This is a genomic window from Rathayibacter sp. VKM Ac-2879 (assembly GCF_015351245.1).
GTDB lineage: Bacteria > Actinomycetota > Actinomycetes > Actinomycetales > Microbacteriaceae > Rathayibacter.
The window spans coordinates 380,098-404,884 of the sequence record NZ_JADKSO010000002.1; the positions used below are offsets into that span (position 1 = coordinate 380,098).

Consider the following 24,787-nt stretch of genomic DNA (forward strand, 5'->3'; position numbering starts at 1 on the left):
GGTCCTCTCGTGGGTGCGGAGGGAGGCGACGGACTCGCCGCCTCCCCGGGGAGCGCTACGCGTCGGCGTCGAGCTCCATGCTCACTGCGAGTGCCTCGCCCTCGGCGAAGTCGAGTTCGGCGATCCGGCCGACGGCGGCGAGGTCGCCGGAGGCGAGACGCAGTGAGGCGAGGAGTTCGGCGGGGCCGGTGATGACCGCCGAGCGGACCGGAGTCTTCTGCGAGGCCTTCGCGTCGGTCTTCGCGCGACGGACCGCGGTGAGGACCGAGCTGGCCGTCGCGAGCACGGCGGGGTCGCCGCCGAGCCCGGTCGCCACCGGCCAGGGCTGGGTGTGTACCGAGCCCTCGTGCGACCACGACCAGGTCTCCTCCGTGGCGAACGGCAGGAACGGTGCGAAGAGCCGCAGGAGGGCGTCGAGTGCCAGGTGCAGCGCGGCGGCCGCGGAGGAGCCGTCCTCCCCGTAGGCGCGCTCCTTCACCAGCTCGAGGTAGTCGTCGCAGAAGGTCCAGAAGAACGCCTCAGTGGTCTCGAGCGCGCGGGCGTGGTCGTAACGACCGAGCGCACCCGTCGCCTCCGCCACTACGGCGTCGAGGGTCGCGAGCATGCTCAGGTCGAGAGCCTCGGTGATCTCGGCGCCCTCGGCCGGTGCGAATCCGTGGATGAACTTCGCCGCGTTGAGGATCTTGATCGCCAGACGGCGGCCGATCTTGATCTGCGTCGGGTTCTGCGGATCGAAGGCCGCGTCGGTTCCCAAGCGCGAGGAGGCCGCCCAATAGCGGACCGCGTCGGAGCCGTGCTGCTCGAGCATCGCGGCCGGAGTCACGACGTTGCCCTTGGACTTCGACATCTTCTTGCGGTCGGGGTCGACGATGAAGCCCGAGATGGTGGCGTTGCGCCACGGGGCGCGGCCATCCTCGAGCTGGGAGCGCAGAAGCGTCGAGAAGAGCCAGGTGCGGATGATGTCTTGGCCCTGCGGGCGCAGGTCGAAAGGTGCGACGAGCTGCCAGAGCTCATCGTCCCGCTCCCAGCCTCCTGCCAGCTGGGGGGTCAGCGAGGAGGTCGCCCACGTGTCCATCACGTCGAGCTCGCCCTGGAAACCGCCGGGGACGCCGCGCTGCTCCGCCGTGTAGCCCGGCGCGGCATCGCTCGAGGGATCGACGGGCAGCGACGCCTCCGCCGGCACGATCGGTGCGTCGAAGACGGGGTTGCCGTCGCCGTCGAGCGGATACCACACGGGGATCGGCACGCCGAAGAAACGCTGGCGGGAGATCAACCAGTCGCCCGAGAGCCCGTTCACCCAGTTCTCGTAGCGGACGCGCATGAACTCCGGCACGAAGCGGACCTCGCGGCCGAGCTCGAGGAGGCGCTCCTTGAGGGCGGAGTCGCGGGCGCCGTTGGTGAGGTACCACTGGCGGGTGGACACGATCTCGAGCGGCTTGTCGCCCTTCTCGAAGAACTTCACCTGATGCGTGATCGGCCGCGGCTCGCCGAGCATCTCGCCCGACTCCGCGAGCAGCGCCACGACGGCCTGCTTCGCCGAGAACACCGTCTTGCCCGCGAGCTGTGCATAGGCCTGCCGGCCTGCCTCGCTCGCGATCGCGGAGGGCGCCTCCGAGAGGAGGCGGCCGTCGAAGCCGATGATCGCGCGATTGGGCAGGTCGAGCTCGCGCCACCACACGACGTCGGTGACGTCGCCGAAGGTGCAGATCATGGCGATGCCCGAGCCCTTGTCCTTCTGAGCGAGGTGGTGGGCGAGCACGGGCACCTCGACGTCGAAGAGCGGGGTGCGCACGGTGGTGCCGACGAGGGCCTGGTAGCGCTCGTCGTCGGGGTGCGCGACCAGGGCGACGCAGGCGGGGAGCAGCTCCGGGCGCGTCGTCTCGATGACGACGTCCTCGCCGCCCTCGCGGTGGAACGCGAGACGGTGGTAAGCGCCGGGCTGGTCCTTGTCCTCGAGCTCGGCCTGGGCCACGGCGGTCCGGAACGTGATGTCCCACAGGGTGGGCGCCTGTGCCTGATAGGCCTCGTCGCGGGCGAGAGCGCGGAGGAACGCCCGCTGCGACGCCGCTTGCGACTCGTCGCCGATGGTGCGATAGCTCTGCGACCAGTCGACAGACAGGCCGAGCGAACGCCACACGTCCTCGAACTGCTTCTCGTCCTCGACGGTGAGGCGCTCGCAGAGCTCGATGAAGTTGCGGCGCGAGATGGGCTTCTGATCGGCGGCCTTGCTGCTCTTGTTGTCACCGCCCTCGAAGGGAGGCGTGAAGTCGGCCTCATAGGGAAGGCTCGGGTCGCAGCGCACGCCGTAGTAGTTCTGCACCCGACGCTCCGTCGGCAGACCGTTGTCGTCCCAGCCCATCGGGTAGAAGACGCTCTTGCCGAGCATGCGCTGGAACCGCGCGATGACATCGGTGTGCGTGTACGAGAAGACGTGTCCGATGTGCAGCGAGCCCGACGCGGTAGGCGGTGGCGTGTCGATCGAGTAGACGTCGTCGCGGGTCAGTCCTGTGCGGTCGAACCGGTAGGTCCCGTCGGTCTGCCAGACGAGGCCCCACTTGCCCTCGAGGCCCTCGAGGGCGGGCTTCGCGGGAAGACGGTCGGCGAGGGTCATGGTTCTCCGGTTCGCTCTGGGCGGCACCGCGTCGGTGGTGATGGTGCCTGGATGGTGCCGCGCTGGCGGCCGTGACGATTCTAACGGAGGGCCGCAACGCCTCAGACGAGGGGGGCGAAGCCGGAGCAGACGGGCGCGAGCGCCTCGTCGAGGTACGGGACGAGCTCGCCGCGCGTCGGGCCGACAGCGGCCCAGGTCTGCGCCGCGGCCACGGCGGCTCCGACACTCGCGTAGGCGACCGCTCGCGCGAGATGCGAGGGGAGGGGACGCGTGGCGCGCGCCTCCACGAAGCCGGCGATCACCGCAGCCTGGCGGGCGAGGCGAGAGAGGGCCGAGGCCTGCAGCTCGTGCACGCTCCCGATCAGCTCGGACTGCGTGAGCACCCACGGGACGGTCGCCGGACCGAAGCCGGCGCCGACGGCGAGCAGGGCCTCGCGCAGTCCCTCCATGACGCTCCGCTCGGCGGGGATCGCGGCCAGCGCCGCCGGCAACCCGGACAGGCGGTCGTCGACGAGCACCCAGAAGACGTCGCTCTTGGACTCGAAGTAGTTGAAGAAGGTGTTGCGCGAGACGCCGGCGCGCTGCGCGATCTGCTCGATCGTCGTGCCCGCATAGCTCTGCTCGACGAAGAGGTCGAGCGCCGCGTCCTCGAGCATCGACCGGGAGGAGGCGCGAGGCCGACCGCGTTGCGTGCCTCGCATCATCGTGCTCCTCGCTGGTCCCACCGCTCGGCCGGCGTCGGCGGGCTCCGTCCGATCCCGCCCGAGGCCTCCCCGCCGCGCTAGGATATCCGGTGGACGACTTCGACCCGGCTATCACCGGTGAGTCTTCGGAAGAACGGCGCAGGCTCCGGCCGAGGCCCAGTAGAACCGGACGGGTGCGGCCCGTGACAGCCGATCGAGTGGGACAGGCGACGAGCGCTCCTCCGGGGGTGCCGACGACCGGTCCAAGCGAGGTGGTACCGCGACCCGGCCCGAGGTGAGAATCGGGCGGGCCGTCCTCGTGGAGCCCAGCAGCCCTGCCAGGAGACCGCACGTGACCTACCCCTTGAACCCGCCCACGCCCGACGGGTCCACTCCCGACGTCTCGGCCTTCGGCCGCGGAGTGACGCCGTCGCCGCGCTTCCCCGCGATCGAGGAGGAGGTGCTCGCCTGGTGGAAGGCCGACGACACCTTCCAGGAGTCGATCCGCCGGCGCGAGGGCGCACCGGAGTGGGTCTTCTACGACGGGCCGCCGTTCGCGAACGGGCTGCCGCACTACGGTCACCTGCTCACGGGCTACGCAAAAGACCTGTTCCCCCGCTTCGAGACGATGCGCGGCAAGCAGGTGCACCGGCGCTTCGGCTGGGACACCCACGGCCTGCCCGCGGAGCTCGAGGCGGAGCGGCAGCTCGGCATCACCGACAAGTCGCAGATCGAGGAGATGGGCGTCGCCGCATTCAATGCCGCGGCGAAGGAGTCGGTGCTGCGCTATACGGGAGAGTGGCAGGACTATGTCACCCGTCAGGCGCGCTGGGTCGACTTCGACGACGACTACAAGACGCTCGACCCCTCGTTCATGGAATCGGTGATCTGGGCGTTCAAGCAGCTCTACGACAAGGGCCTCGCCTACGAGGGCTACAGGGTGCTGCCCTACTGCTGGCGTGACCAGACCCCGCTCTCGAACCACGAGCTGCGGATGGACGACGACGTCTACCAGATGCGGCAAGACCAGACGGTGACCGTCACGTTCCCCCTCGTGGGCGAGAAGGCGGAGGCGCTGCAGCTCACGGCCGTGCGGGCGCTGGCCTGGACGACGACTCCGTGGACCCTGCCCACCAACCTGGCCCTCGCGGTCGGCCCCGACATCGAGTACGCGGTCGTGCCCGCTGGCCCGAACGGCGCCGCCGACGGCAAGGGCGAGCCGGAGGAGCGCGAGCTCTCGGCCGAGTACCTCCTCGCCCTCGACCAGGTCGGCGCCTACGCGAAGGACCTCGGCTACGCGGACGCCGCCGAGGCGCTGGCGGCCGTGTCGCGCACGCATCGCGGGAGCGAGCTCGAGGGCGTCAGCTACGACCGGCTCTGGGACCACTACGCCGACACCGAGACCTGGGGCACGCAGAACGCGTGGCGCCTCCTCGTCGCCGACTACGTGACGACCGGCGAGGGCACGGGGATCGTGCACCAGGCGCCCGCCTACGGCGAGGACGACCAGAAGGTGTGCGAGGCGGCCGGTATCCCCGTCATCATCTCCGTCGACGACGGGGGCCGCTTCCTCCCGCAGATCGGCGAGGTTGCCGGACTGCAGGTCTTCGAGGCCAACAAGCCGCTCACCCAGCTGCTGCGTGCCGAGCACCGGCTGCTGCGCCAGGCCAGCTACGAGCACTCGTATCCGCACTGCTGGCGCTGCCGCAACCCTCTGATCTACAAGGCCGTCTCAAGCTGGTTCGTGCGCGTCACCGCGATCCGCGACCGGATGGAAGAGCTGAACCAGGAGATCACCTGGGTCCCCGAGAACGTCAAGGACGGCCAGTTCGGCAAGTGGCTCTCGGGTGCACGCGACTGGTCGATCAGCCGCAACCGCTACTTCGGCTCCCCGATCCCGGTCTGGAAGAGCGACGACCCCGACTACCCGCGCATCGACGTCTACGGCTCGCTCGATGAGCTCGAGCGCGACTTCGGCGTGCGTCCTGAGGATCTGCACCGCCCGTTCATCGACGAGCTCACCCGCCCCAACCCCGACGACCCGACCGGGCGCTCCACCATGCGCCGTATCACCGACGTGCTCGACGTGTGGTTCGACTCCGGCTCGATGCCCTTCGCGCAGGTGCACTACCCGTTCGAGAACGCCGACTGGTTCGACAGCCACCATCCGGCCGACTTCATCGTCGAGTACATCGGGCAGACCCGAGGCTGGTTCTACACGCTGCACGTGCTCTCGACGGCGCTCTTCGACCGCCCCGCGTTCCGCAACGTCGTGAGCCACGGGATCGTGCTGGGCAACGACGGTCAGAAGATGTCGAAGTCGCTGCGCAACTACCCCGACGTCGCCGAGGTCTTCGACCGCGACGGCTCCGACGCGATGCGCTGGTTCCTCATGTCGAGCCCGGTCCTGCGCGGAGGCAACCTCGTCGTCACCGAGGAGGGGATCCGCGAGGGCGTGCGGCAGGTGCTCCTCCCGCTGTGGAGCACGTGGTACTTCTTCTCGCTCTACGCCAACGCCTCCGCCGAGGGCGGCTACCACGCGACGCGACGCACCGACTCCGAGGACGTGCTCGACCGCTACCTGCTGGCCAAGACGCACGATCTGATCGTGACCGTCACGGGTCACTTCGAGGCGCTCGACTCGACCCTCGCCGCCGCCGCGCTACGCGACTTCTCCGACGTCCTCACGAACTGGTACGTGCGCCGCTCGCGCGACCGCTTCTGGCAGGGTGTCGATGCCGAGGGCCATGGCTCGGAGGCGTTCGACACGCTCTTCACGGTCCTCGAGACCGTCTGCCGTGTCGCCGCGCCCCTCCTCCCGCTCATCACCGAGCGGATCTGGCAGGGACTGACCGGCGGGCGCAGCGTGCACCTGACCGACTGGCCCGACGCCGCCGAGTTCCCGGTCGACGAGGCGCTCGTGCAGGCGATGGACGCCGTGCGCACCCTCTCCTCGACGGCGCTCTCGCTCCGCAAGCAGGCCGGTCTCCGCGTGCGCCTGCCGCTCCCGCGCCTCACCGTCGTCGTGGCCGATGCGGCCGAGCTGGCCCCCTTCGAGGCGATCCTGCGCGACGAGCTCAACGTGAAGGACGTGTCGCTGGTCCCGCTCGTCGACTCCAGCGCCGCCGACTACGGCGTCACCTCCCGGCTCGCGGTCAAGGCTCGCGCGGCCGGTCCGCGCCTAGGCAAGGGCGTGCAGGCGGTCATCAGAGCGGCGAAGGCCGGAGACTGGAGCGAAGCCGACGGCGTGGTCACGGCCGGGGGAGTGAAGCTCGTCGAGGGCGAGTACGAGCTGACCCTCGAGGTCGGTGGAGCGGCGGGCGACGATCGCGCGATCGCGCTCCTTCCTGGCGGCGGCTTCGTACTGCTCGACACGGCGACGACCCCCGAGCTCGAGGCGGAGGGTCTCGCCCGCGACCTCATCCGCGCCGTGCAGGACGCCCGCAAGGCCGCCGGGCTCGAGGTCAGTGATCGCATCCTGCTGGAGGTCGTCCTCGACGAGCCCAGCCTCGCTGCACTCGAGCCGCATGCGCTGTGGATCGCCGAGGAGACGCTCGCGATCGGATTCGGGTTCACTCCGCTGACCGTCGCGCTCGAGGGCGGCGAAGGCGCGATCACCTTCGGACCGGCCGGAACCGCCATCATCCGTGTCGAGAAGGTCGAGGCGAGCGATGACTGATCTGTTCGACGAGGAGCGCGCCGCGGCCGATGCCGTCTACGCGACCCTGCTCGAGAGGCTCGGCGAGGCGAACGTCCGTCCGCGGCTCGCGCCCGCCCGCCGCGCGGTCGAGATCCTCGGAGACCCCCAACGGGCCTACCCGGTCATCCAGGTCGCGGGCACGAACGGCAAGACGTCCACGAGCCGCATGATCGAGAGCCTGCTGCGTGCCCACGGCCTGCGCGTGGGCCTGTTCACCAGCCCGCACCTCGAGCGGTTCACCGAGCGGATCGTCATCGACGGGGAGCCGATCTCGGACCGGAGCCTCGTCGACAACTGGCACGACATCGAGCCCTACGTACGGATGACCGACGCCGAGCTCGTCGAACAGGGGGAGGCGCCGCTGTCGTTCTTCGAGGTGATCACCGTGCTTGCCTACGCGGCGTTCGCGGACGCGCCGGTCGATGTCGCCGTCATCGAGGTCGGGATGGGCGGCGAGTGGGACTCGACGAATGTCGCCGACGCCCAGGTCGCCGTCTTCGCTCCGATCGCTCTGGATCACACCGATCGTCTCGGCTCCACGATCGAGGAGATCGCGCGCACGAAGTCGGGCATCGTGAAGCCGCTCGCCTCTGTCGTCTCGGCGAAGCAGGCCCCCGAGGCGGAGGCGGTCCTCCGGCATGCGGCCGAGGCCACCGAGTCCTCGATCGTCGTGGAGGGCGCGGACTTCGCGGTGGCCTCCACGACGGTGGCCGTCGGCGGCCAGCTCGTCACGGTGCGCGGACTGGCCCGCACCTACGAGCAGCTCCTCCTACCGTTCTTCGGCGATCATCAGGCCGAGAACGCGGCGGTGGCGGTCGCCGCCGTCGAGTCGTTCCTCGGCGGAGGCTCGCACGAGCTCGCCAGAGACGTCCTCGACGAGGGCTTCGCGGGGGCGAGCTCACCCGGGCGCCTCCAGGTCGTCGGACACTCGCCGCGCACGATCGTCGACGCCGCGCACAACCCGCACGGTGCCGCCTCCCTCGCCCTCGCGCTGGGTCGCTACTTCGACTTCGATCGCGTCACCGCGGTGCTCGGCGTGCTCGCCGAGAAGGACGCGGAGGGCATCCTTCGCGAGCTGCGTCCCGTCGTCGACGAGCTCATCGTCACGACCGCGCCCAGTGAGCGGGCGATGCCTGCGGCTGATCTCGCGGTCCTCGCTCGCGCTGTGTTCCCGGAGGAGGCGGTGCATGTCGCCGACGAGGTGCACGGCGCGCTCACGGCGGGCCGCCTCCTCGCCGCCCGCTCCGACAAGGGTGCACTGCTGGTGACCGGGTCGATCACCCTCGTCGGGCGCACCCTCACCGTGGCGCGCGACGAGAACTGGCTCGGCGCGTGAGGGCGGGACGCGCGCGCCGGAGCAGGACGGTGCGCGAGAGCCTGGGCTCGATCGTCCTCGGCTTCGAGGCGATCATCGTGTTCCTCGCCACGCTGGTCGCCTTCGGGCTCAAGGCAGCGGACCCCGGAGTGGTGCTCGTCGGAGGAGCCGTGGTGTGCGTCGCGCTGGTCGCGACCCTCGGGCTGCTTCGACGTCCCCTCGGCTTCCGGGTTGGCTGGGTGCTGCAGTTCGTTATCGTGGCCTCGGGCCTGCTGGTCCCGATCATGTTCGCCATCGGCGCGGCCTTCGTCGCTCTCTGGACCTACTGCATGGTTACCGGGACCCGCCTCGACGCTCAGGCGCGCCGCGCCGCGGAGCCCACCGATCCCATCGAAGGAGACCTCTGAACCATGGCCACCCAGGAGACACTCGTCCTCGTCAAGCCCGACGGCGTCGCGCGCAACCTCACCGGCGAGATCCTGCGCCGCATCGAGGCGAAGGGCTACTCGCTCGTCGACATCCGCCTCGTCGAGGCCGACCGCTCCCTTCTCGCCGCGCACTACGCCGAGCATGAGGGCAAGCCGTTCTATGAGCCGCTCGTGGAGTTCATGGAGAGCGGCCCCCTCGTCGCCCTGCGGATCGCGGGAGACCGCGTGATCGAGGGCTTCCGTGCCCTCGCAGGCACGACCGATCCGACGACCGCGGCCCCGGGAACGATCCGCGGAGACCTGGGCCGCGACTGGGGGCTCAAGGTCCAGCAGAACCTCGTCCACGGCAGCGACAGCCCGGAGTCCGCCGAGCGCGAGCTCGCCCTCTGGTTCGCATGAGCGATCGCCGTCCCGCGGGCTGACCGCGGGACGGCGATCGGGAAGCCGCGACGACCGTCAGGCCAGGGTGAGGAAGAGCTTCTCCAGCTCGTCCACGGTGAATGTCCCCCCTCCGTCGGTCGCGTCCTCGTCGAGGAGGCACTGACGCAACGCGGTGGACACGATCGCGAAGCCCGCCCGATCCAGCGCGCTCGAGACCGCGGCGAGCTGGGTGACGACCTGACGGCAGTCGCCCCCGTTCTCGATCGCCGCGATCACCGCGGCAAGCTGGCCCTGCGCCCTCTTGAGACGGTTCGCGACCTTGCGCACCGCCTCGTCGTCTCGGAGGCGGCCGTCGTGGTCGGTGTCGTTCATGCTGCGTCTCTTTTCGAGATCGGGGCGGAGGCGGCCGCGCCGGCCCTCCAGGTCAGGTAGCCCCCGTCGAGGTTGCTCGCGTCGCGGCCCCGCTGGAGGAGGAGTCGGGCGGCGGTGTGCCCCCGCTGGCCCACCTGGCAGTGCACGATCAGGCGGCCGCCGGGCAGCTCGTCGAGCCGCTGCCGCAGCTCGTCCAGCGGCACGTTGACGGCGCCGGGGATCGATCCTGCCGCGAACTCCGCCGCGCTCCGGACATCGACGAGCGTCGCCCCCGTGGCGAGGAGGTCGTCGAGCTCGTGCCACTGGGTCGAGCTCACGACTCCCGAGCGCATGTTGTCGGCGACGTAGCCGGCCATGTTGACCGGGTCCTTCGCCGAGCCGTACTGGGGAGCGTAGGCGAGTTCGAGCCGGGCGAGTCCGGAGGCGGTGATGCCGCCCGCCATCGCGGTCGCGATCACGTCGATCCGCTTGTCGACGCCTCCTCGTCCCACGATCTGAGCGCCGAGAATGCGGTCGTCAGCAGGATCCACGAGCAGTTTCATCGCCATCTGCTCGGCTCCCGGGTAGTACCCGGCGTGCGAGGACGGGTGGGTGTGGATGACGCGGGGCACTCGTTGCGCCGCGCGCAGGCGCTTCTCGTTCCAGCCGACCGAGGCGACGCTCAGCCCGAGCACTCCCACGATGCCTGTGCCGAGTGCCGGGGTCGCGGGTTCCTCCTCCAGCCCCGCGATCGCGTCGGCCGCAGAGCGGCCGTGTCGGTTGGCGAGCCCGGCCATGGTCACGAGGGTGGGGCGGCCGTCGAGCGCATCGGTCTTCTCGACCCCGTCGCCCACCGCGAACACGGAGCCGTCGCTCGTGCGGTGCCGGGCGTCGACGGCGATCCCGCCGATCGGCCCGAGGGCGAGCCCGGCGGCGCGGGCGAGCGAGGTCTCGGGATGCACGCCGCTCGCTTCGAGCACGAGGTCGGTCGCCACCTCGTCGCCGTTCGAGAGCAGGAGGGCGCCGGGGCGGGCACCGGTGACGGTGACGCCCAGCCGCACCTCGACGCCATGGTCGCGCAGGAGCTGTTCGACGGGCGCTGCCATCTCGGGGTCCAGTGGCGAGAGGATCTGGCTCCCACGCTGCACGAGCGTGACGAAAGCACCCCGCGCGAGCAGGTTCTCGACGGCCTCCAGGCCGATGTAGCCACCGCCGACCACCGTGACGCGACGGGGGCCGGGGGCGGAATCGAGGATCGCGATCACTCGGTCGACGTCCTCGACGCTCCGCAGCGTGCTGCTCGGCACGACTCCCGCCGCCACCCCGGACGTCGCGGACGCGCCGGTCGCGAGCACGAGCGTGTCGTACGGCTCCGCACGCTCGACTCCGGCCTCGAGGTCGCGGAGGCGGACCGTCTTCGCGACTGTGTCGATGGCGACGGCCTCGTGCCGGACCCTGACATCGAGACGGAAGCGTCGGGCGAGCGATTCGGGGGTGTGCAGGAGGAGCGCGGACCGCTCCGCGATGACTCCTCCCACGTGGTAGGGGAGTCCGCAGTTCGCGAACGAGACGTAGGCGCCCCGTTCGACGACCAGGATGTCGCGGTCTTCGTCGAGGCGCCGGAGTCGGGTCGCGGCGGACATTCCGCCTGCGACGCCGCCGATGATGATCGTTCTCATATCGAGCACTATACCCCCGGGGGTATAGTTCGTCGAGGAGGCGGTCACCGTGGCAGCCCTGGACGAAGGAGAACGAGATGTGCCGAGCGACCACCTGCCGCACCTGCGGGAAGACCACCTGGGCGGGATGCGGCCAGCACGTCGACGACGTGATGCGGGGCGTGCCGCGCGCAGACCGGTGCCCTGGGCACCCCGAGAAGAAGAGCCAGGGCGCGGGCGGCTTCTTCGCGCGACTCCTCGGGCGCTGATGGCGGCGCGGCCCGCGGATCGAGCAGTCCGCGGGCCTGAGCGCCGACTCCGCCGCGCGGGCGGCGCGACTCCTCGATCGGCGCCGCCTCCCACAGGCCCCGTCGAGCGCGCCGAGGGTCAGAGGTAGGACAGGACGTTCAAGCGCAGCTGCGCGAGCACCGCGATCGCCAGGTAGCAGAGCATCGTGATGAACGGGATCCAGCCATACGCGGCCCCCGCACAGCGGCGCAGCCGTTCGCCGACGGGGAAGACGCCCTCGCGAATGCTGCGGAGCGCGACGAGCCAGAATCCCGGGATGACGACCGCCCACGTCAGCATGCACCACGGGCAGAGCGTGCCGAGGGCGAAGACGCTCGTGGCGATGAGCCAGCCGACGAAGACGAGGGCGAGCGCGAAGCCAACAGTGAACAGCGCCCAGAACCAGCGATCGAAGCGCGCACCCGCGAGCAGGCCCGCTCCAACGACGATCGGCGCGATCCAGGCGGCGAGGCCGATCAGCGGGTTCGGGAAGCCGAAGATCGCGCCCTGCGCGGAGTTGAGGTTCGCGCTGCACTGCACCAGCAGGCTGAAGTCGCAGCTGAGCGCCGCAGTCGGGTTCGCGAGGGCGCTGAACTTGTCGAGAGTCAGTGCGAAGGCGGCGGTCCAGCCGATGGCGCCGAGCACCACGAGGAGGACGGCGAACGCGACCGGGCGCGGCTGGGAGGGGGAGCCGTGCGCCCCGGTGTCGCTGGTCACCGGGGGATTATGGCACGCGCCGGACCGGCGCCTCTGAGAATGCATGCGATAATCGGATCCGTCGGTCCGGAACATCTCGCGCCGACGCGAAGAAGGTTTACCGGGCGAGCACCGGGCCACAAGGAGATCGACGGCGTTCCGCGAATGGACGCGACAGGTCCCCGCACCGCTTCGAGACGACCTCGGTCGCACCGAGCGGAGCACGTGTCGGATAGTCAGTTCCGAGACAGACGCTGCAACCGGCGTCCCGCGCCACGTGAGCGACGGGACCGGGCGAGCGAAAGGATTCGCGGCGGGCCGAGGCCCGACGCACGAGAGAAGCATCCGGGTAGTAGGCGCGGCGAACGACCCGGCCGAGGAGTGCACCAGGAATGGTGGAAGACAACAGCACGAGCGGATCCGATCCGGACCGCGACGAGCCCCGCACCGGGGCCAGGAAGATCAGCCGCCTCTTCGGAGGACGTCGGTCGACCCGACGCTCCGATTCGAGCGCGCCAGCGACAGGGGAGACGATCATCGACACCGACGACACCGAACAGAGCGGCACCGACGCGAACGGCGCCGAGCAGGATCTCGCGGAGCAGGGCGGCACCGAGGCGGGGCTGTCTCCCGTCGAGGACGCGACTCCCGGTGCTCCCGAGGCAGGAGCCTCCGCGCCCGACTCCGCCGCGACGGGCGTCGCCTTCACCGTGCCGCCCGCCTTCGCGCAGCCGCAGCGCCCGGCCTTGCCGAACACCTCCCTGCTGTTCCAGGCCCCGGTGCTGCCCGACTATGTCGAGCTGGCGCCCTTGCCCCCGCGCGGAGCGCCGCTGAACCTGCGTGACGAGCGCGAGGCGCCGACCCAGGAGCAGGGCTCCGTCCGTCGTCGCTCGCGTCGCCGCAGTGGCGAGACCGATCGCAGCGGCACCGACGACCCCGAGGACACCGTCGTCCGCGTCCGTCAGCCGCGAGAGGTCCGCGAGCCCCGCGAGCCCGAGCTCATCACCGAGCCGCAGCGCATCAAGGGATCCACGCGCCTCGAGGCGAAGAAGCAGCGCCGTCGCGACGGTCGCGATGCCGGGCGTCGACGCACCGTCGTCACGGAGTCCGAGTTCCTGGCCCGCCGCGAGGCCGTCGACCGCGTGATGGTCGTGCGCTCACGCGAGGACAGCATCCGCATCGGCGTGCTCGAGGACGGCGTCCTCGCCGAGCACTACGTCGCTCGCTCGCAGGAGGCGTCGCTCATCGGCAACGTCTACCTCGGCCGCGTGCAGAACGTCCTCCCCAGCATGGAGGCGGCGTTCGTCGACATCGGACGAGGCCGCAACGCGGTGCTCTACTCCGGCGAGGTCGACTGGGAGGCCGCGAACAATGCCGGCGGCCCCCGCCGCATCGAGCTCGCCCTCAAGCCGGGCGACCGCGTCCTCGTGCAGGTCACGAAGGACCCGATCGGTCACAAGGGCGCCCGACTCACCAGCCAGGTCTCCCTCCCGGGCCGCTACCTCGTGTACGTGCCCAACGGCTCGATGAACGGCATCTCCCGCAAGCTTCCCGACACCGAGCGCGCGCGTCTCAAGAAGATCCTCAAGGAGGTGCTGCCCGAGAACGTCGGCGTCATCGTCCGTACCGCTGCCGAGGGCGCGACCGAGGAGCAGCTCACCGTCGATGTCGAGCGCCTCACTGCGCAGTGGACCGCGTTGAGCGAGAAGGCGGCGACCGGCCAGGCCCCTGCCCTCCTGCACAGCGAGCCGGACCTGCTGATCAAGATCGTCCGCGACGTGTTCAACGAGGACTTCGAGAAGATGGTCATCGCCGGCGATGACGCCCGCGAGACGATCGAGCTCTACCTCAGCCAGGTCGCCCCCGATCTGCTCGAGCGCGTCGAGGTCTACACCGGCGAGCAGGATGCCTTCGATGAGTTCCGCATCACGGAGCAGATCGAGAAGGCCCTGGAGCGCAAGGTGTGGCTGCCCAGCGGCGGTTCCCTGGTCATCGATCGCACCGAGGCGATGACGGTGGTCGACGTCAACACCGGCAAGTTCGTCGGCTCCGGCGGCAACCTCGAGGAGACGGTCACCAAGAACAACCTCGAGGCGGCGGAGGAGATCGTCCGTCAGCTGCGCCTGCGCGACATCGGCGGCATCATCGTCGTCGACTTCATCGACATGGTGCTCGAGTCCAACCGCGATCTGGTTCTGCGCCGACTCGTCGAGTGCCTGAGCCGCGACCGCACGAAGCATCAGGTGGCCGAGGTCACCTCGCTCGGGCTCGTGCAGATGACCCGCAAGAAGCTCGGCCTCGGCCTGCTCGAGACGTTCAGCGAGAACTGCGAGGTCTGCGCGGGCCGTGGAGTGATCGTGCACCACGACCCCGTGCTCAAGCACCGCTCGAACGCCGCCCCGCAGCAGGAGCAGCGTCGCCGCGGCCGAGGCGGCGAGCAGCCTGTCGGCTCCGGCCGCTCGAACGGCACCCAGGGTGGTCAGAACGGCGCAGGCCCCCAGGGGACGCCGAACGGCTCGGCCAAGCAGGTGAGCGCGCACGCCATCACCGACGACGCCAAGAACGCCCTCGCGCAGATCGCGGCGAGCACCATCCATCCGCCGGCCGTCCGTCAGGCCGCAGAGGAGGCGGCGGCAGTGATCGAGGACGCCGCGGTCGTCGACATGCCCGAGCAGGAGGCGGCGAGCGACGCCTCCGACGACGCGGCGCAGGCGTCGAGTCGCCGACCGGAGCGCCCCGCGCGAGGGGAGCGCCGTCGTCGCGGTCGCGACCGCGAGGTACGTAGCGAGGCCACCGAGTCGCCCGAGCAGACGAATCATGCGCCGACGGGCGAGGAGCCCGCGATGCCGATCCTCGACATCCCCATCCCGCCCGCTCCGCCCGTCGCCCCGCGTCGTGTGCGCAGCGACGTCGCCGAGCATCTGCTCGACTCCGTGCTCGACGCGCTCCCGGCGCCCAAGCAGCCGGGACAGGGCCGTGCGAAGAGTCGACGCGTGACGACGGCAGCGCTTACCGGAGTCGCGGTCATCCCCGAGCAGACCCCCCGCCGCGCCGAGCAGCAGTAGGCGACCGACCCGATCGGAGACCGAGGGGGCGCCGCGTCAGCGGGTCCGAGCGCCTGGCGAGAGCCGGCGCAGGGCCCGTTCCGTCTCGCGGTCGCGGCCCTTCACTCGCAGACCGCTGTTTCGGAGGCGCTCCACGAGTTCGCGCGCGCTCACCGGAGTCGCTCCGGCCATGATCAGGGCCTCGCGGCGTGACTCCGGCACGTCGTAGTGATCGAGGTCGAAGCTGCGCTCGGGCAGACCGGCCTGCCGCGCGAAGGCGTGCAGCTCCTCGAGGGAGGTGTCGCTGATGAGGTGCGCCCACAGTGTCTCGTGGGCGGGCCAGCGCGCCGCGTCGAGGAGGATCACCATCCGTCGATCGTAGGCGGCGCGCCGCCGCCGTGCCCGCTCCCGCCTCGACTATCGTTGCCGGGTCGTCGATCGGCGTCGCACGTGCCTCCCCGTTGGTGCGTGTGCCCGGCTGTCGTGCTCGACTGCCGGCAGCGTTTGACCGGCGGCGCCGTATCCCGTACTCTTGACCGTTGGTGTGGCGCGATCCATGTGCTCACGCAGATTTCCGCTGTCGCTCCGCTCCCTTCGGGTGCGGGCCGCCGTGCCGGTTCCCTCGTGTCTGAGCAGGAGACGGGAACGACAGACAAGACCGGGGTTCCACCCCGTCCATACAAGCCCCGGATGGCCATCCCGTTCCATCCAGACGAGAAACAGGTACGAGAAGTGGTTTACGCAGTTGTGCGCGCCGGCGGTCGGCAGGAGAAGGTCGAGGTCGGCACCATCGTGACGATGGACCGCGTCAAGGCCGACGAGAACGGCACCGTGCAGCTTCCTGCCGTGCTGCTCGTCGACGGTGAGTCGATCACCTCCGATGCGGCGACCCTCGCGGGCGTCACCGTCACGGCCGAGGTGCTCGAGGATCTCCGCGGTCCCAAGATCATCATCCAGAAGTTCAAGAACAAGACCGGTTACAAGAAGCGCCAGGGGCACCGTCAGGACCTCACGCGCGTCAAGGTCACCGGCATCAAGTAATCCCACTTCAGTTTTGAGCTGACCTGCGCGGCGTGCCATCGCTCGCGGGACATCAGCACGGGGCTTCGGCTCCACGGTCTCGAGGAGATGAGAAATGGCACACAAGAAGGGCGCGAGCTCCACTCGCAACGGTCGCGACTCGAACGCGCAGCGTCTCGGCGTGAAGCGCTTCGGCGGACAGCTCGTCAACGCGGGCGAGATCCTGGTCCGTCAGCGCGGCACCCACTTCCACCCCGGCGCGAATGTCGGCCGCGGGGGAGACGACACCCTGTTCGCCCTCTCGGCCGGTGCGGTCGAGTTCGGCAGCAAGGGCGGCCGCAAGGTCGTCAACATCGTGGCGGCCGCCCAGTAGGGTCGACCTCCTCGGCCGGACAGGCATAGGACGCAAGGGGCGGGCTTCGGCTCGCCCCTTGCGCATTCCCGGGGCGCGAGCCTCCGGCGTCGGCATCCCGGCGTCCCAGACACTTCATCGGACGGATACACACCCATGGTCACCTTCGTCGACAACGTCACGCTCCACTTGCGTGCGGGCCACGGCGGGCACGGCTGCGTCTCCGTCCGCCGAGAGAAGTTCAAGCCCCTCGCGGGCCCCGACGGCGGCAACGGCGGGCACGGTGGAGACATCGTGCTCGTCGCCGACCCGCAGACGACGACTCTCCTCGCTTATCACCGTCACCCGCATCGCAGCTCCGAGAACGGCGGGCCCGGCATGGGAGACCATCGGGCGGGCGGCAACGGCGAGCTCCTCGAGCTGCCCGTTCCGGTCGGCACCGTCGTCAAGTCTCCCGACGGCGACGAGCTGATCGACATGGACGAGCCCGGTCTGCGCTTCGTGATCGCGCCCGGCGGCCAAGGCGGCCTCGGCAACGCGTCACTCGCGACGACCAAGCGCAAGGCGCCCGGCTTCGCGCTGCTCGGCACGCCCGGATGGGAGGGCGATGTCGTCCTCGAGCTGAAGACGGTCGCCGACGTCGCGCTCGTCGGATTCCCCTCCGCGGGCAAGTCGAGCCTCGTCGCGGCGATCTCGGCGGCCAAGCCGAAGATCGCCGACTACCCCTTCACGACACTCGCCCCCAACCTCGGCGTCGTCCAGGCGGGGGAGTCGCGCTTCACCGTCGCCGACGTCCCCGGACTCATCGAGGGAGCGAGCGAGGGCAAGGGCCTCGGCCTCGAGTTCCTCCGCCACGTGGAGCGCTGCACGGCGCTCGTCCACGTGCTCGACTGCGCCACCCTCGAGCCTGGACGCGACCCGCTCACCGACCTCGACGTCATCCTCGGCGAGCTCGCCGCGTATCCCGTCGGGGAGGGGCAGATCCCGCTCCTCGAGCGCCCGCAGCTCGTGGCTCTCAACAAGGTCGACGTGCCGGAGGCCCAGGAGCTCGCCGGGTTCGTCCGCGCCGATCTCGAGGGCCGCGGCTACAGGGTGTTCGAGATCTCGACGGTCAGCCATGCGGGCCTTCGCCAGCTCACCTTCGCTCTGGCCGAGATCGTGGAGCAGCACCGTGTCGCGCTCGCGGCCGTGCCGCGGGTCGAGCGCATCACCATCCGCCCGCGTGCCGTCGACGAGAAGGACTTCGAGATCAAGGTCGAGGGCGGCTCGTACGGCAACCTCTACCGCGTCCTCGGCACCAAGCCCGAGCGCTGGGTCGCCCAGACCGACTTCACCAATGACGAGGCCGTGGGCTTCCTCGCCGACCGCCTCGCCAAGCTCGGTGTCGAGAACGGGCTGTTCTCGGCGGGAGCGGTCGCGGGCTCGACGGTCGTCATCGGCCCGGGCGACGGCGTGGTCTTCGACTGGGAGCCGACGCTGACCTCGACGGCCGAGCTCATGACTGCACCTCGCGGCACCGACGTGCGTCTCGACGAGAACCGTCGCAAGACCCGCAACGAGCGCCGCGAGGACTACTTCGAGCGGATGGATGCGAAGGCCCAGGCGCGCGCCGAACTCGAGCGCGAGAGGCTCGGCGGCGTGTGGCGAGTCGCCGACGAGGGCGACGACGCGCCTGTCGACGAGGGCTGACTCGGAGTCGCGGGGGACGAGTGGCCTTCCTCGCGAGGCTCGCTCAGCGGAGGCCGCCCCGTGGCCGGCAGGCGGTCCGTCCGCGGAATACACTGACCTGATGCCGCAGACGACCTCCGCCACGATCGAGCTGACCGGGCGCTTCGCCGCCTCGCGTGCCGCGTCCCGCTCCCTCCGCAGCGCCACCACCGACCTCAAGGACCGCGCGCTCCTCGCCATCGCGGACGCGGTCCGCACGGGCGCCGACCGCATCGTGCCGGCTAATCTCCTCGACGTCGAGCGTGGCCGGAGCGCCGGGATGAGCGAGGGCCTCCAAGACCGTCTGCGCCTCGACGCCGCCCGGCTGGGAGCGCTCGCGGACGCCGTTGTCGCGGTCGCGGGTCTCGTCGACCCCGTGGGCCAGACCGTGCGCGGTTCGAACCTCCCGAACGGAGCCTCGCTGACGCAGGTCCGGGTGCCGTTCGGCGTCGTCGGGGCCATCTACGAGGCACGCCCCAACGTCACCATCGACATCGCAGCGCTCGCGCTCAAGAGCGGCAACGCGGTGATCCTCCGCGGAGGCACGGCAGCCGAGAACACCAACCGCGTGCTGGTCGAGCTGCTCCAAGAGGCGATCGCCTCCGTGGGCCTGCCGCGCGAGCTCGTGCAGACCGTCGACGACCACGGCCGCGCCGGCGCAAAGGCACTCATGCAGGCTCGCGGCTACGTGGACGTGCTTGTCCCGCGGGGGAGCGCCGGCCTCATCGAGTCGGTCGTGACGGAGTCGACCGTGCCCGTCATCGAGACCGGCGCCGGAGTCGTGCACGTGTTCCTCGATGCAAGCGCCGACGAGCAGTGGGCCATCGACATCGTCCACAACGCGAAGGTCCAGCGCCCGAGCACGTGCAACGCGCTCGAGACGCTCTTGGTGCACCGTGACGCGGCCGAGCGCCTCCTCCCCAGCGTCCTGGGGCGTCTGGCGGCGTCGGGGGTGACCGTGCACGGCGACGAGCGTGTCCGTGCGCTCCACCCGGCGGCAGTCCCGGCGACGGAGGAGGACTGGTCGGCGGAGTACTACTCGCTCGACATCGCGGTCGCCGTGGTCGACGACCTCGACGCGGCGATGGCGCACATCGACCGCTACTCCACGCATCACACCGAGTCGATCGTCACCAACGACCTCCGCAACGCCGAGCGCTTCCTCGCCGAGGTCGACTCGGCGGTCGTGATGGTGAACGCCTCCACCCGTTTCACCGACGGAGGCGAATTCGGCTTCGGCGCCGAGGTCGGCATCTCGACGCAGAAGCTCCACGCGCGTGGGCCGATGGGCTTGCCCGAGCTGACGAGCACGAAGTGGGTCCTGCGCGGCGCGGGGCAGGTCCGCGCCTGACGCGCTGCGGCGACGGGTCGCCGACCGTCTCCGGCTAGACTCGACGAAGCCCTTACGGGCGCGCCCCCGATCCCCAAGGAGCACCGCATGTCCCTCGCGACGACCCTTCTCGCCGAAGCAGCGACGCACGTCGAGCTGCCGTTTCCCACGATCGTCTTCGGGCTCATCGCGGCGGGCGCGTTCACGGCCCTGGGCCTCGTCACGTGGAGCTACCGCGATGTCGCGAACCGTCACTCCCACAAGACCGCCGCTGGCTCGCACGATCAGCACGGTCACGGTCACTAGGCGGCGGGAGTCGCGACCGTGACGTCCGCCGCTGGCGGAGACCCCCGGCGTCCCCGCATCGGTGTCATGGGAGGCACCTTCGACCCGATCCATCACGGGCACCTCGTCGCCGCCTCCGAGGTGGCGCAGTCGTTCGACCTCGACGAGGTGGTCTTCGTGCCCACGGGTCAGCCGTGGCACAAGAAGACGGTCACCTCGGCCGAGCACCGCTACCTGATGACGGTCATCGCCACCGCCTCGAACCCCCGTTTCACCGTCAGCCGTGTCGATGTCGACCGTGTCGGCACGACCTACACGATCGACACCCTGCGTGACATCCACGCCACGCACCCCGAGGCCGAGCTCTTCTTCATCACGGGAGCCGACGCGGTCGCCCAGATCCTGAGCTGGAAGGACTACGACGAGCTCTGGGAGCTGGCCCACTTCGTCGCCGTCAGCCGGCCCGGGCATGTCCTCAGCGTTTCGGGATTGCCGGCCCAAGACGTATCCTTGTTGGAAATTCCGGCGCTAGCGATTTCCTCGACGGATTGTCGGAGCCGCGTGAACCGGGGTCATCCGGTCTGGTATCTGGTTCCCGACGGTGTCGTTCAGTACATCTCGAAGCACCACCTGTATCGGAGCACGTCATGACAGTTCAGCCTGAGGAGAGACCGCTCACCCGGCGCGAGATCCGCGAGCGCGAGCGACAAGCGGCCGGCGCCGCCCCCGCGGCCTCCGCGCCGACGACGTCCCGTCGCGCGGCCACCTCGTCCACGACCACCGCCGGCGAGATGCCGGTCCTGACCGCGACCCAGGCGATCCGCATCGAGGCCGTCGAGCCGACTCCCGCGATCGAGCCAGACCTGCGGACGTCCTCCGTCGACATCGTCGGCACCGACGAGGCGACAGGTCGCCCGCTCACTCGCCGCGAGCTCCGCGCCCGTCTCGCGCGGCAGCAAGCGGAGCAGCTCGCCGAGAACCCCGAGAGCGCGCCTCCCGCCGAGGCGGCCCCGACCCCCGACCTCGAAGCCCCTGCCGCCGAGCGGCCTCGCGAGGCGAGCGGCGTCGATTCCGCGCTCGAGCGGGCCGCAGCGCTGCCAGCGACCGATCCCTCCGAGCCCGTCGTCCGGGCGCCGGAGGAGCCCAAGCTCAACACGGCGCTCTTCGCAGCGGTCGGCGGATCGCTCGATCTGGGCGACGAGAAGGCGACCGAGATCACGGGCAGCTTCCATCCGCCGATCGAGCACCTCGCGATCACCGACGAGCTCGACAGCAAGGCGAAGGAGGAGGTCGACGCCTCCTTCGACTCCCTCATCGCGAGCGGCGTCGCAGCGACCGGTGCCGTCACGACGACGAACGCGCTGATCCTCCCGACGACCGGTGCGTCCCCGGTGGTCGGAGCCGACAACGGCGAGGCGCTCGTCACGGGCTCCTTCGACCTTCCCCGCAGCCTCGGCTCCACCGGCCAGCACCCCAACCTCTACGACTCGCCCGACGTCGACCGCTACGTCGACCGCATCGATCGCGAACAGCCCGCGTCCGAGTCCGTGCCCGTCCGCGCCTCGAGCGCCGTCTCGACGCACGCCGCGGGCACGGCGATGATCGCCCCGCAGAAGCGCAAGGCGGTGAGCCTGCCCGTGGTCCTCGCGATCACGGCGGCCGTGCTGCTGGTCGCCTCCATCGCGCTGTTCGTCAGCGGCCTCGTCCTCAACATCTTCTGATCCACCACCGACACTGAAGGCTTCATGACTGCGACCGACTCAGCCCGCGCCCTGCTCGACCTCGCGGCGGATGCCGCCGACTCCAAGGGCGGGGAGGATCTCGTCGCCCTCGACGTCTCGGGTCCGCTGCCGCTGGTCGACATCTTCTTCCTCGTCACCGGGCGCTCCGAGCGCAACGTCGTCGCGATCGCCAACGAGGTCGAGGACAGGCTGAACCAGTCCGGGGCCAGGCTGCTGCGGCGTGAAGGGCGCGCGGAGGGACGCTGGATCCTCCTCGACTTCGGCGACCTCGTGGTGCACGTCTTCCACGAAGAGGACCGCATGTACTACTCGCTCGAGCGCCTGTGGAAGGACTGCCCGGTCGTGCCGTTCACCCTCGATCGTCCGGTCCCCGTCGACTCGGCCGCCGCGCCGAGCTGACGAACACGCCCGACGGCCGCCGTCGATTTCGTATCGCGCCGATCGTGTTGTAGTTTGTTCGAGTTGCTTCCGCCGGTCGGGGCGACGACAGCAGGGCTTGGGTCCGTGGCGCAGCTGGTAGCGCACCTGCATGGCATGCAGGGGGTCAGGGGTTCGAATCCCCTCGGATCCACCAGAGTGTTCTTATTCACAACATTCGCACAAGTAAACGCCGAAGGATCTTCGGCGTGAGACCCGCTCTTCGGAGCGGGTCTTTTGCGTTTCGGGGCAGTTGCTTGCAGGTTGTACGCGCGAGCGGCGACGCGGGCTTTCGAGCCGAGTAGCGCCGCGAAGAGGGCTACGTTCTCGGCGGTGATCGTCTCGTCGGGGTTGATGAGGATGCGCTCGAAGAGGACTTGGTTGAAGAGTCGTCGGATGTGTTCGGGAGCGGTCGCGTAGGCGGTGCCGCAGTGTTCGACGATGTCGAGGGCGTCGTGGAGGATCGCCTCGACCTGGTCGTAGTTCTGCTCGGCTCGTTCCAGGCGGCGGAGGATCTGGGTCATCTGGTCTGTCAGACGTGCTTGTTCGCTTTTGAGCAGGTCGAGGGGGATGGCGCCGTCGTAGTGGGCTTCGAGGAGTTTGCTGCGCTGGCGGTTGAGGCGGTCGTGTTCGGTCTTGAGTTCGCGTCGTTCGGTGCCTGCGTTCTCGAAGCGGCTGCTGAGTTCTTCACGGAGGAGGCTTTCGAGTCCTTCGCGGAGATCGTGGTCGAGGGCGATGGTGCGGTAGTACTCGGCGATCTTGTCCTCGACTTCGTAGATCAGCACGACCTTCCGGGTGCAGGCGGTGGCCTTGGTGTGGCGGCCTCCGCACATGAAGTACTCGTACTTCTCGCCGTTACGTGCCGTGGAGACCTGGACGAGCATTCGGCTGCCGCAGCCACCGCAGTAGAGGCTCGACTTGAAGTAGTGCGGGTGCTGCCGAGTCCGCTCGCCTTGGCGGTGGAGTTCGAGGACGGACGGGACTGCTGAGGGTTTTGTTGACTTGTTCTCTATGCTGCGAGTGGGGCGGTTTTCATTGTCTCAAACTCGATCGGGGTGAGGCGTCCCAGGCTTCGTTGGCGGCGTCTTCGGTGGTAGACGCCCTCGATCCAGGTGATGATCGCCAGGCGTAGTTCCTGCCTCGTGGCCCATCGTTGCCGGTCGAGGACGTTCTTCTGCAGCAGCGCGAAGAAAGACTCCATCGCGGCGTTGTCGGCGCACGCGCCGACCCTGCCCATCGACCCCGTCAGTGTGTGTCGGCGCAGTGCTTTCACGAACTTGTTCGAGCGGAACTGAGACCCGCGATCGGAGTGCACGATCGTGCCGACCGCGCCGCGGCGCAGCATCGCATTGTTCAACGCTGTGACGGCCAGCGGCGCCTTCATCCTCGAGTCGATGGAGTAGCCCGCGATCCGGTTCGAGTGCACGTCCTTGATCGCAGCTTCCCCTCGCCGGTGGGATGCTCGGTGATGTCGGTCAGCCAGAGCTGATCGAGTCGCTTGGCGGTGAACGCCCGCTTCACGAGGTCGTCGTGCACGGGCGGGCCGGCCTTCCTGGTCAGGCCGCGTTTCTTCGCGAACGCGGACCAGATCCGTTGCTGTGAGCAGATCCGTCACACCCGCCGCTCGGACACGACATGCCCGGCCTGTTCGAGCTCGTCGGCGAGGAGGCGATACCCGAACGTCGGGTCCTCGCGGTGCGCATCGAACGCGGCGTTGGTCAGGTGCGCGTCGTCCCAGTCACGGTCGGAGAAGGGTCGCTTCTTCCAGGCAGAGAACGCCTGTTTCGTGAAGCCCAGAACCCGGCAGGCCACCGCGACGGCGATCCCGTCAGCGGCAAGGTCAAGGACCAGCGGGAACATCATTTTGGGTGGACCTCGCGCGAAGCGAAGTACGCCAGCGCCCGCCGCATCACCTCCGCCTCCTGCTCCAGGAGGCGATTGCGGCGCTTGAGATCGCGCATCTCGGTCGACTCGGCCGACGTGACGCCAGGCTTGACGCCGTCCTCGATATCGGCTCGTTTCATCCAGTTCGTGATCGAGTTCTCCAAGATTCCGAAGTCCTTCGCGATCCGCGCCAGAGGCATCTCACCCTTCCACGCGACGGCCACGACATCCCGGCGGAACTCCTCCGGATACGGCTTTGGCACGACTGCCATCCTTCCAGCAGCGACCAACGGCCACCACACGTCAGGAGACAACCGAACCCTCAGCAGTCCCCTTGCTCGCATGGCATCGTTTCTCCTTTGTGGAAGACATAGACCTGGCCGGCATGGTGGACAGTGGCCTGACGTGGGCACGCTCTGAGGGTGGCGATGACTTTGTTAGACGCTGGCGTCGGGGTCCTCCCCGACGGCACGCCGAGTCCGAAGTGTCGAGGGCGATCGTGTGGCCAATCGCGCCCAGCGCTCTATGCGCCGTTGGGCGCGTCTCAATGGCGCGTCGCGCCGGCCCCAGTGCGGGGGCGCTCTGTATGGCGCTGGTAGGGGAAGGGCATGCGCCGATTCCCTGTTTTTCCGGGTACGTGCGGTTGCGTCAATCTCGACTGCTCGGTGGAATGCCGGGCAAGACGCTCGAGGCTTCGAGAACTCTCAGCACCGTTCCAGCCCTCAAATCCATATGCTCTGGCTTGGGGGCTCGTGTGAGGCAGTGTTCAGCCTCCTGAGTATCCACACAGCAACAGGGGGTTCGCGGTTTGTTCAAGGTTTTGATTCGTCGTGCTGGCGGCGACAATCGTTCTCTTCTTCGCAGTGGCACGATTCTCGCTCTTGTCGGTTTGGCG

At 69.5% G+C, this 24,787-nt stretch carries 20 protein-coding genes, 1 tRNA gene and 2 pseudogenes; 15 read left to right on the plus strand and 8 right to left on the minus strand.

Going from position 1 to position 24,787, the window contains the following annotated elements:
• Positions 1–55 precede the first annotated feature (55 nt).
• Positions 56–2,611 carry a valine--tRNA ligase gene (gene valS / locus ITJ45_RS06815; protein WP_194608314.1) on the minus strand — a complete coding sequence of 852 codons (2,556 nt, stop codon included), beginning with the start codon at positions 2,609–2,611 and terminating at the stop codon, positions 56–58.
• A gap of 101 nt (positions 2,612–2,712) precedes the next feature.
• Positions 2,713–3,315, minus strand: coding sequence for a TetR/AcrR family transcriptional regulator (locus tag ITJ45_RS06820; protein WP_194608312.1), 603 nt, complete (start codon positions 3,313–3,315; stop codon positions 2,713–2,715).
• Between the two features lie 331 nt (positions 3,316–3,646).
• Between ITJ45_RS06820 and ileS the strand changes: the two genes are divergently transcribed.
• Genes ileS through ndk form a run of 4 tightly spaced genes read left to right on the plus strand, consistent with a single transcriptional unit; the run spans position 3,647 to position 9,136 of the window.
• Positions 3,647–6,973 (plus strand): isoleucine--tRNA ligase, encoded by a 3,327-nt coding sequence (gene ileS / locus ITJ45_RS06825; RefSeq protein WP_194608310.1) that lies wholly within the window; start codon positions 3,647–3,649, stop codon positions 6,971–6,973.
• Positions 6,966–8,330 (plus strand): bifunctional folylpolyglutamate synthase/dihydrofolate synthase, encoded by a 1,365-nt coding sequence (locus tag ITJ45_RS06830; protein WP_194608308.1) that lies wholly within the window; start codon positions 6,966–6,968, stop codon positions 8,328–8,330. The genes ileS and ITJ45_RS06830 overlap by 8 nt, the downstream gene beginning before the upstream one ends.
• A gap of 29 nt (positions 8,331–8,359) precedes the next feature.
• Complete coding sequence (locus ITJ45_RS06835) at positions 8,360–8,716, plus strand: DUF4233 domain-containing protein (protein WP_323742905.1); 357 nt, start codon at positions 8,360–8,362, stop codon at positions 8,714–8,716.
• 3 nt (positions 8,717–8,719) lie between these two features.
• Positions 8,720–9,136: a nucleoside-diphosphate kinase gene (gene ndk, locus ITJ45_RS06840; RefSeq protein WP_194608306.1), complete on the plus strand. Its 417-nt coding sequence runs from the start codon at positions 8,720–8,722 to the stop codon at positions 9,134–9,136.
• Between the two features lie 57 nt (positions 9,137–9,193).
• On the opposite strand, the gene ITJ45_RS06845 is transcribed toward ndk, so the two are convergent.
• On the minus strand, positions 9,194–9,490 hold the full coding sequence (locus tag ITJ45_RS06845) for a metal-sensitive transcriptional regulator (RefSeq protein ID WP_194608304.1): 297 nt from the start codon (positions 9,488–9,490) through the stop codon (positions 9,194–9,196).
• The gene (locus ITJ45_RS06850; RefSeq protein WP_194608302.1) at positions 9,487–11,148 is read right to left on the minus strand and encodes an FAD-dependent oxidoreductase; all 1,662 of its coding nucleotides are present in this window, start codon (positions 11,146–11,148) and stop codon (positions 9,487–9,489) included. Before ITJ45_RS06850 ends, ITJ45_RS06845 begins: the two co-directional genes overlap by 4 nt.
• Positions 11,149–11,225: 77 nt before the next feature.
• Between ITJ45_RS06850 and ITJ45_RS06855 the strand changes: the two genes are divergently transcribed.
• Complete coding sequence (locus ITJ45_RS06855; protein WP_194608300.1) at positions 11,226–11,396, plus strand: hypothetical protein; 171 nt, start codon at positions 11,226–11,228, stop codon at positions 11,394–11,396.
• A 118-nt stretch (positions 11,397–11,514) separates the two neighbouring features.
• Here ITJ45_RS06855 and ITJ45_RS06860 read toward each other — a convergent pair whose 3' ends face one another.
• Positions 11,515–12,132, minus strand: a complete 618-nt coding sequence (locus ITJ45_RS06860) for a vitamin K epoxide reductase family protein (RefSeq protein ID WP_323742904.1) — start codon at positions 12,130–12,132, stop codon at positions 11,515–11,517.
• Between the two features lie 371 nt (positions 12,133–12,503).
• Here ITJ45_RS06860 and ITJ45_RS06865 point away from each other — a divergent pair, with 371 nt between their 5' ends.
• A complete protein-coding gene (locus ITJ45_RS06865) occupies positions 12,504–15,176 on the plus strand; it encodes an Rne/Rng family ribonuclease (protein ID WP_194608296.1) in 2,673 nt (890 codons plus the stop codon).
• 36 nt (positions 15,177–15,212) lie between these two features.
• Here the strand turns inward: ITJ45_RS06865 and ITJ45_RS06870 are convergent, their stop codons facing one another.
• Positions 15,213–15,524, minus strand: coding sequence for a DUF4031 domain-containing protein (locus ITJ45_RS06870; protein ID WP_194608294.1), 312 nt, complete (start codon positions 15,522–15,524; stop codon positions 15,213–15,215).
• A 363-nt stretch (positions 15,525–15,887) separates the two neighbouring features.
• On the opposite strand from ITJ45_RS06870, the gene rplU reads away from it, so the two are divergent.
• From rplU to ITJ45_RS06915, 9 genes are all read left to right on the plus strand, one after another.
• Positions 15,888–16,196: a 50S ribosomal protein L21 gene (gene rplU, locus ITJ45_RS06875; RefSeq protein ID WP_104223682.1), complete on the plus strand. Its 309-nt coding sequence runs from the start codon at positions 15,888–15,890 to the stop codon at positions 16,194–16,196.
• 94 nt (positions 16,197–16,290) lie between these two features.
• Complete coding sequence (rpmA, locus tag ITJ45_RS06880; protein WP_194608292.1) at positions 16,291–16,548, plus strand: 50S ribosomal protein L27; 258 nt, start codon at positions 16,291–16,293, stop codon at positions 16,546–16,548.
• Between the two features lie 135 nt (positions 16,549–16,683).
• The gene (gene obgE, locus ITJ45_RS06885; protein WP_194608290.1) at positions 16,684–18,216 is read left to right on the plus strand and encodes a GTPase ObgE; all 1,533 of its coding nucleotides are present in this window, start codon (positions 16,684–16,686) and stop codon (positions 18,214–18,216) included.
• Between the two features lie 100 nt (positions 18,217–18,316).
• Positions 18,317–19,585 (plus strand): glutamate-5-semialdehyde dehydrogenase, encoded by a 1,269-nt coding sequence (locus ITJ45_RS06890; RefSeq protein WP_194608288.1) that lies wholly within the window; start codon positions 18,317–18,319, stop codon positions 19,583–19,585.
• A gap of 87 nt (positions 19,586–19,672) precedes the next feature.
• Positions 19,673–19,870, plus strand: a complete 198-nt coding sequence (locus ITJ45_RS06895; RefSeq protein ID WP_194608286.1) for a hypothetical protein — start codon at positions 19,673–19,675, stop codon at positions 19,868–19,870.
• 18 nt (positions 19,871–19,888) lie between these two features.
• Positions 19,889–20,500 carry a nicotinate-nucleotide adenylyltransferase gene (nadD, locus tag ITJ45_RS06900; protein ID WP_194608284.1) on the plus strand — a complete coding sequence of 204 codons (612 nt, stop codon included), beginning with the start codon at positions 19,889–19,891 and terminating at the stop codon, positions 20,498–20,500.
• Positions 20,497–21,570 carry a hypothetical protein gene (locus tag ITJ45_RS06905; protein WP_194608282.1) on the plus strand — a complete coding sequence of 358 codons (1,074 nt, stop codon included), beginning with the start codon at positions 20,497–20,499 and terminating at the stop codon, positions 21,568–21,570. The genes nadD and ITJ45_RS06905 overlap by 4 nt, the downstream gene beginning before the upstream one ends.
• A 24-nt stretch (positions 21,571–21,594) precedes the next feature.
• Positions 21,595–21,990 (plus strand): ribosome silencing factor, encoded by a 396-nt coding sequence (gene rsfS, locus ITJ45_RS06910; protein ID WP_194608279.1) that lies wholly within the window; start codon positions 21,595–21,597, stop codon positions 21,988–21,990.
• Between the two features lie 99 nt (positions 21,991–22,089).
• Positions 22,090–22,165, plus strand: a tRNA-Ala gene (locus ITJ45_RS06915).
• Positions 22,166–22,811: 646 nt separating this feature from the next.
• Here the strand turns inward: ITJ45_RS06915 and ITJ45_RS14455 are convergent.
• Positions 22,812–22,892: pseudogene (locus tag ITJ45_RS14455) on the minus strand (hypothetical protein); the annotation flags it as partial.
• A 125-nt stretch (positions 22,893–23,017) separates the two neighbouring features.
• A pseudogene (locus tag ITJ45_RS06925) lies at positions 23,018–24,155 on the minus strand (IS3 family transposase).
• Positions 24,156–24,787 lie beyond the last annotated feature (632 nt).

What these genes read in the sequence shown, in the direction of transcription:
- rpmA (WP_194608292.1), top strand. Translation starts at nt 16,291, where the DNA reads ATGGCACACAAGAAGGGCGCGAGCTCCACTCGCAACGGTCGCGACTCG.
- ITJ45_RS06820 (WP_194608312.1), bottom strand. Translation starts at nt 3,315, where the DNA reads ATGATGCGAGGCACGCAACGCGGTCGGCCTCGCGCCTCCTCCCGGTCG.
- ITJ45_RS06870 (WP_194608294.1), bottom strand. Translation starts at nt 15,524, where the DNA reads ATGGTGATCCTCCTCGACGCGGCGCGCTGGCCCGCCCACGAGACACTG.
- obgE (WP_194608290.1), top strand. Translation starts at nt 16,684, where the DNA reads ATGGTCACCTTCGTCGACAACGTCACGCTCCACTTGCGTGCGGGCCAC.
- ITJ45_RS06855 (WP_194608300.1), top strand. Translation starts at nt 11,226, where the DNA reads ATGTGCCGAGCGACCACCTGCCGCACCTGCGGGAAGACCACCTGGGCG.
- ITJ45_RS06905 (WP_194608282.1), top strand. Translation starts at nt 20,497, where the DNA reads ATGACAGTTCAGCCTGAGGAGAGACCGCTCACCCGGCGCGAGATCCGC.
- ITJ45_RS06850 (WP_194608302.1), bottom strand. Translation starts at nt 11,148, where the DNA reads ATGAGAACGATCATCATCGGCGGCGTCGCAGGCGGAATGTCCGCCGCG.
- ITJ45_RS06830 (WP_194608308.1), top strand. Translation starts at nt 6,966, where the DNA reads ATGACTGATCTGTTCGACGAGGAGCGCGCCGCGGCCGATGCCGTCTAC.
- ITJ45_RS06895 (WP_194608286.1), top strand. Translation starts at nt 19,673, where the DNA reads ATGTCCCTCGCGACGACCCTTCTCGCCGAAGCAGCGACGCACGTCGAG.
- ITJ45_RS06890 (WP_194608288.1), top strand. Translation starts at nt 18,317, where the DNA reads ATGCCGCAGACGACCTCCGCCACGATCGAGCTGACCGGGCGCTTCGCC.
- valS (WP_194608314.1), bottom strand. Translation starts at nt 2,611, where the DNA reads ATGACCCTCGCCGACCGTCTTCCCGCGAAGCCCGCCCTCGAGGGCCTC.
- rsfS (WP_194608279.1), top strand. Translation starts at nt 21,595, where the DNA reads ATGACTGCGACCGACTCAGCCCGCGCCCTGCTCGACCTCGCGGCGGAT.
- ITJ45_RS06845 (WP_194608304.1), bottom strand. Translation starts at nt 9,490, where the DNA reads ATGAACGACACCGACCACGACGGCCGCCTCCGAGACGACGAGGCGGTG.
- ITJ45_RS06865 (WP_194608296.1), top strand. Translation starts at nt 12,504, where the DNA reads ATGGTGGAAGACAACAGCACGAGCGGATCCGATCCGGACCGCGACGAG.
- ndk (WP_194608306.1), top strand. Translation starts at nt 8,720, where the DNA reads ATGGCCACCCAGGAGACACTCGTCCTCGTCAAGCCCGACGGCGTCGCG.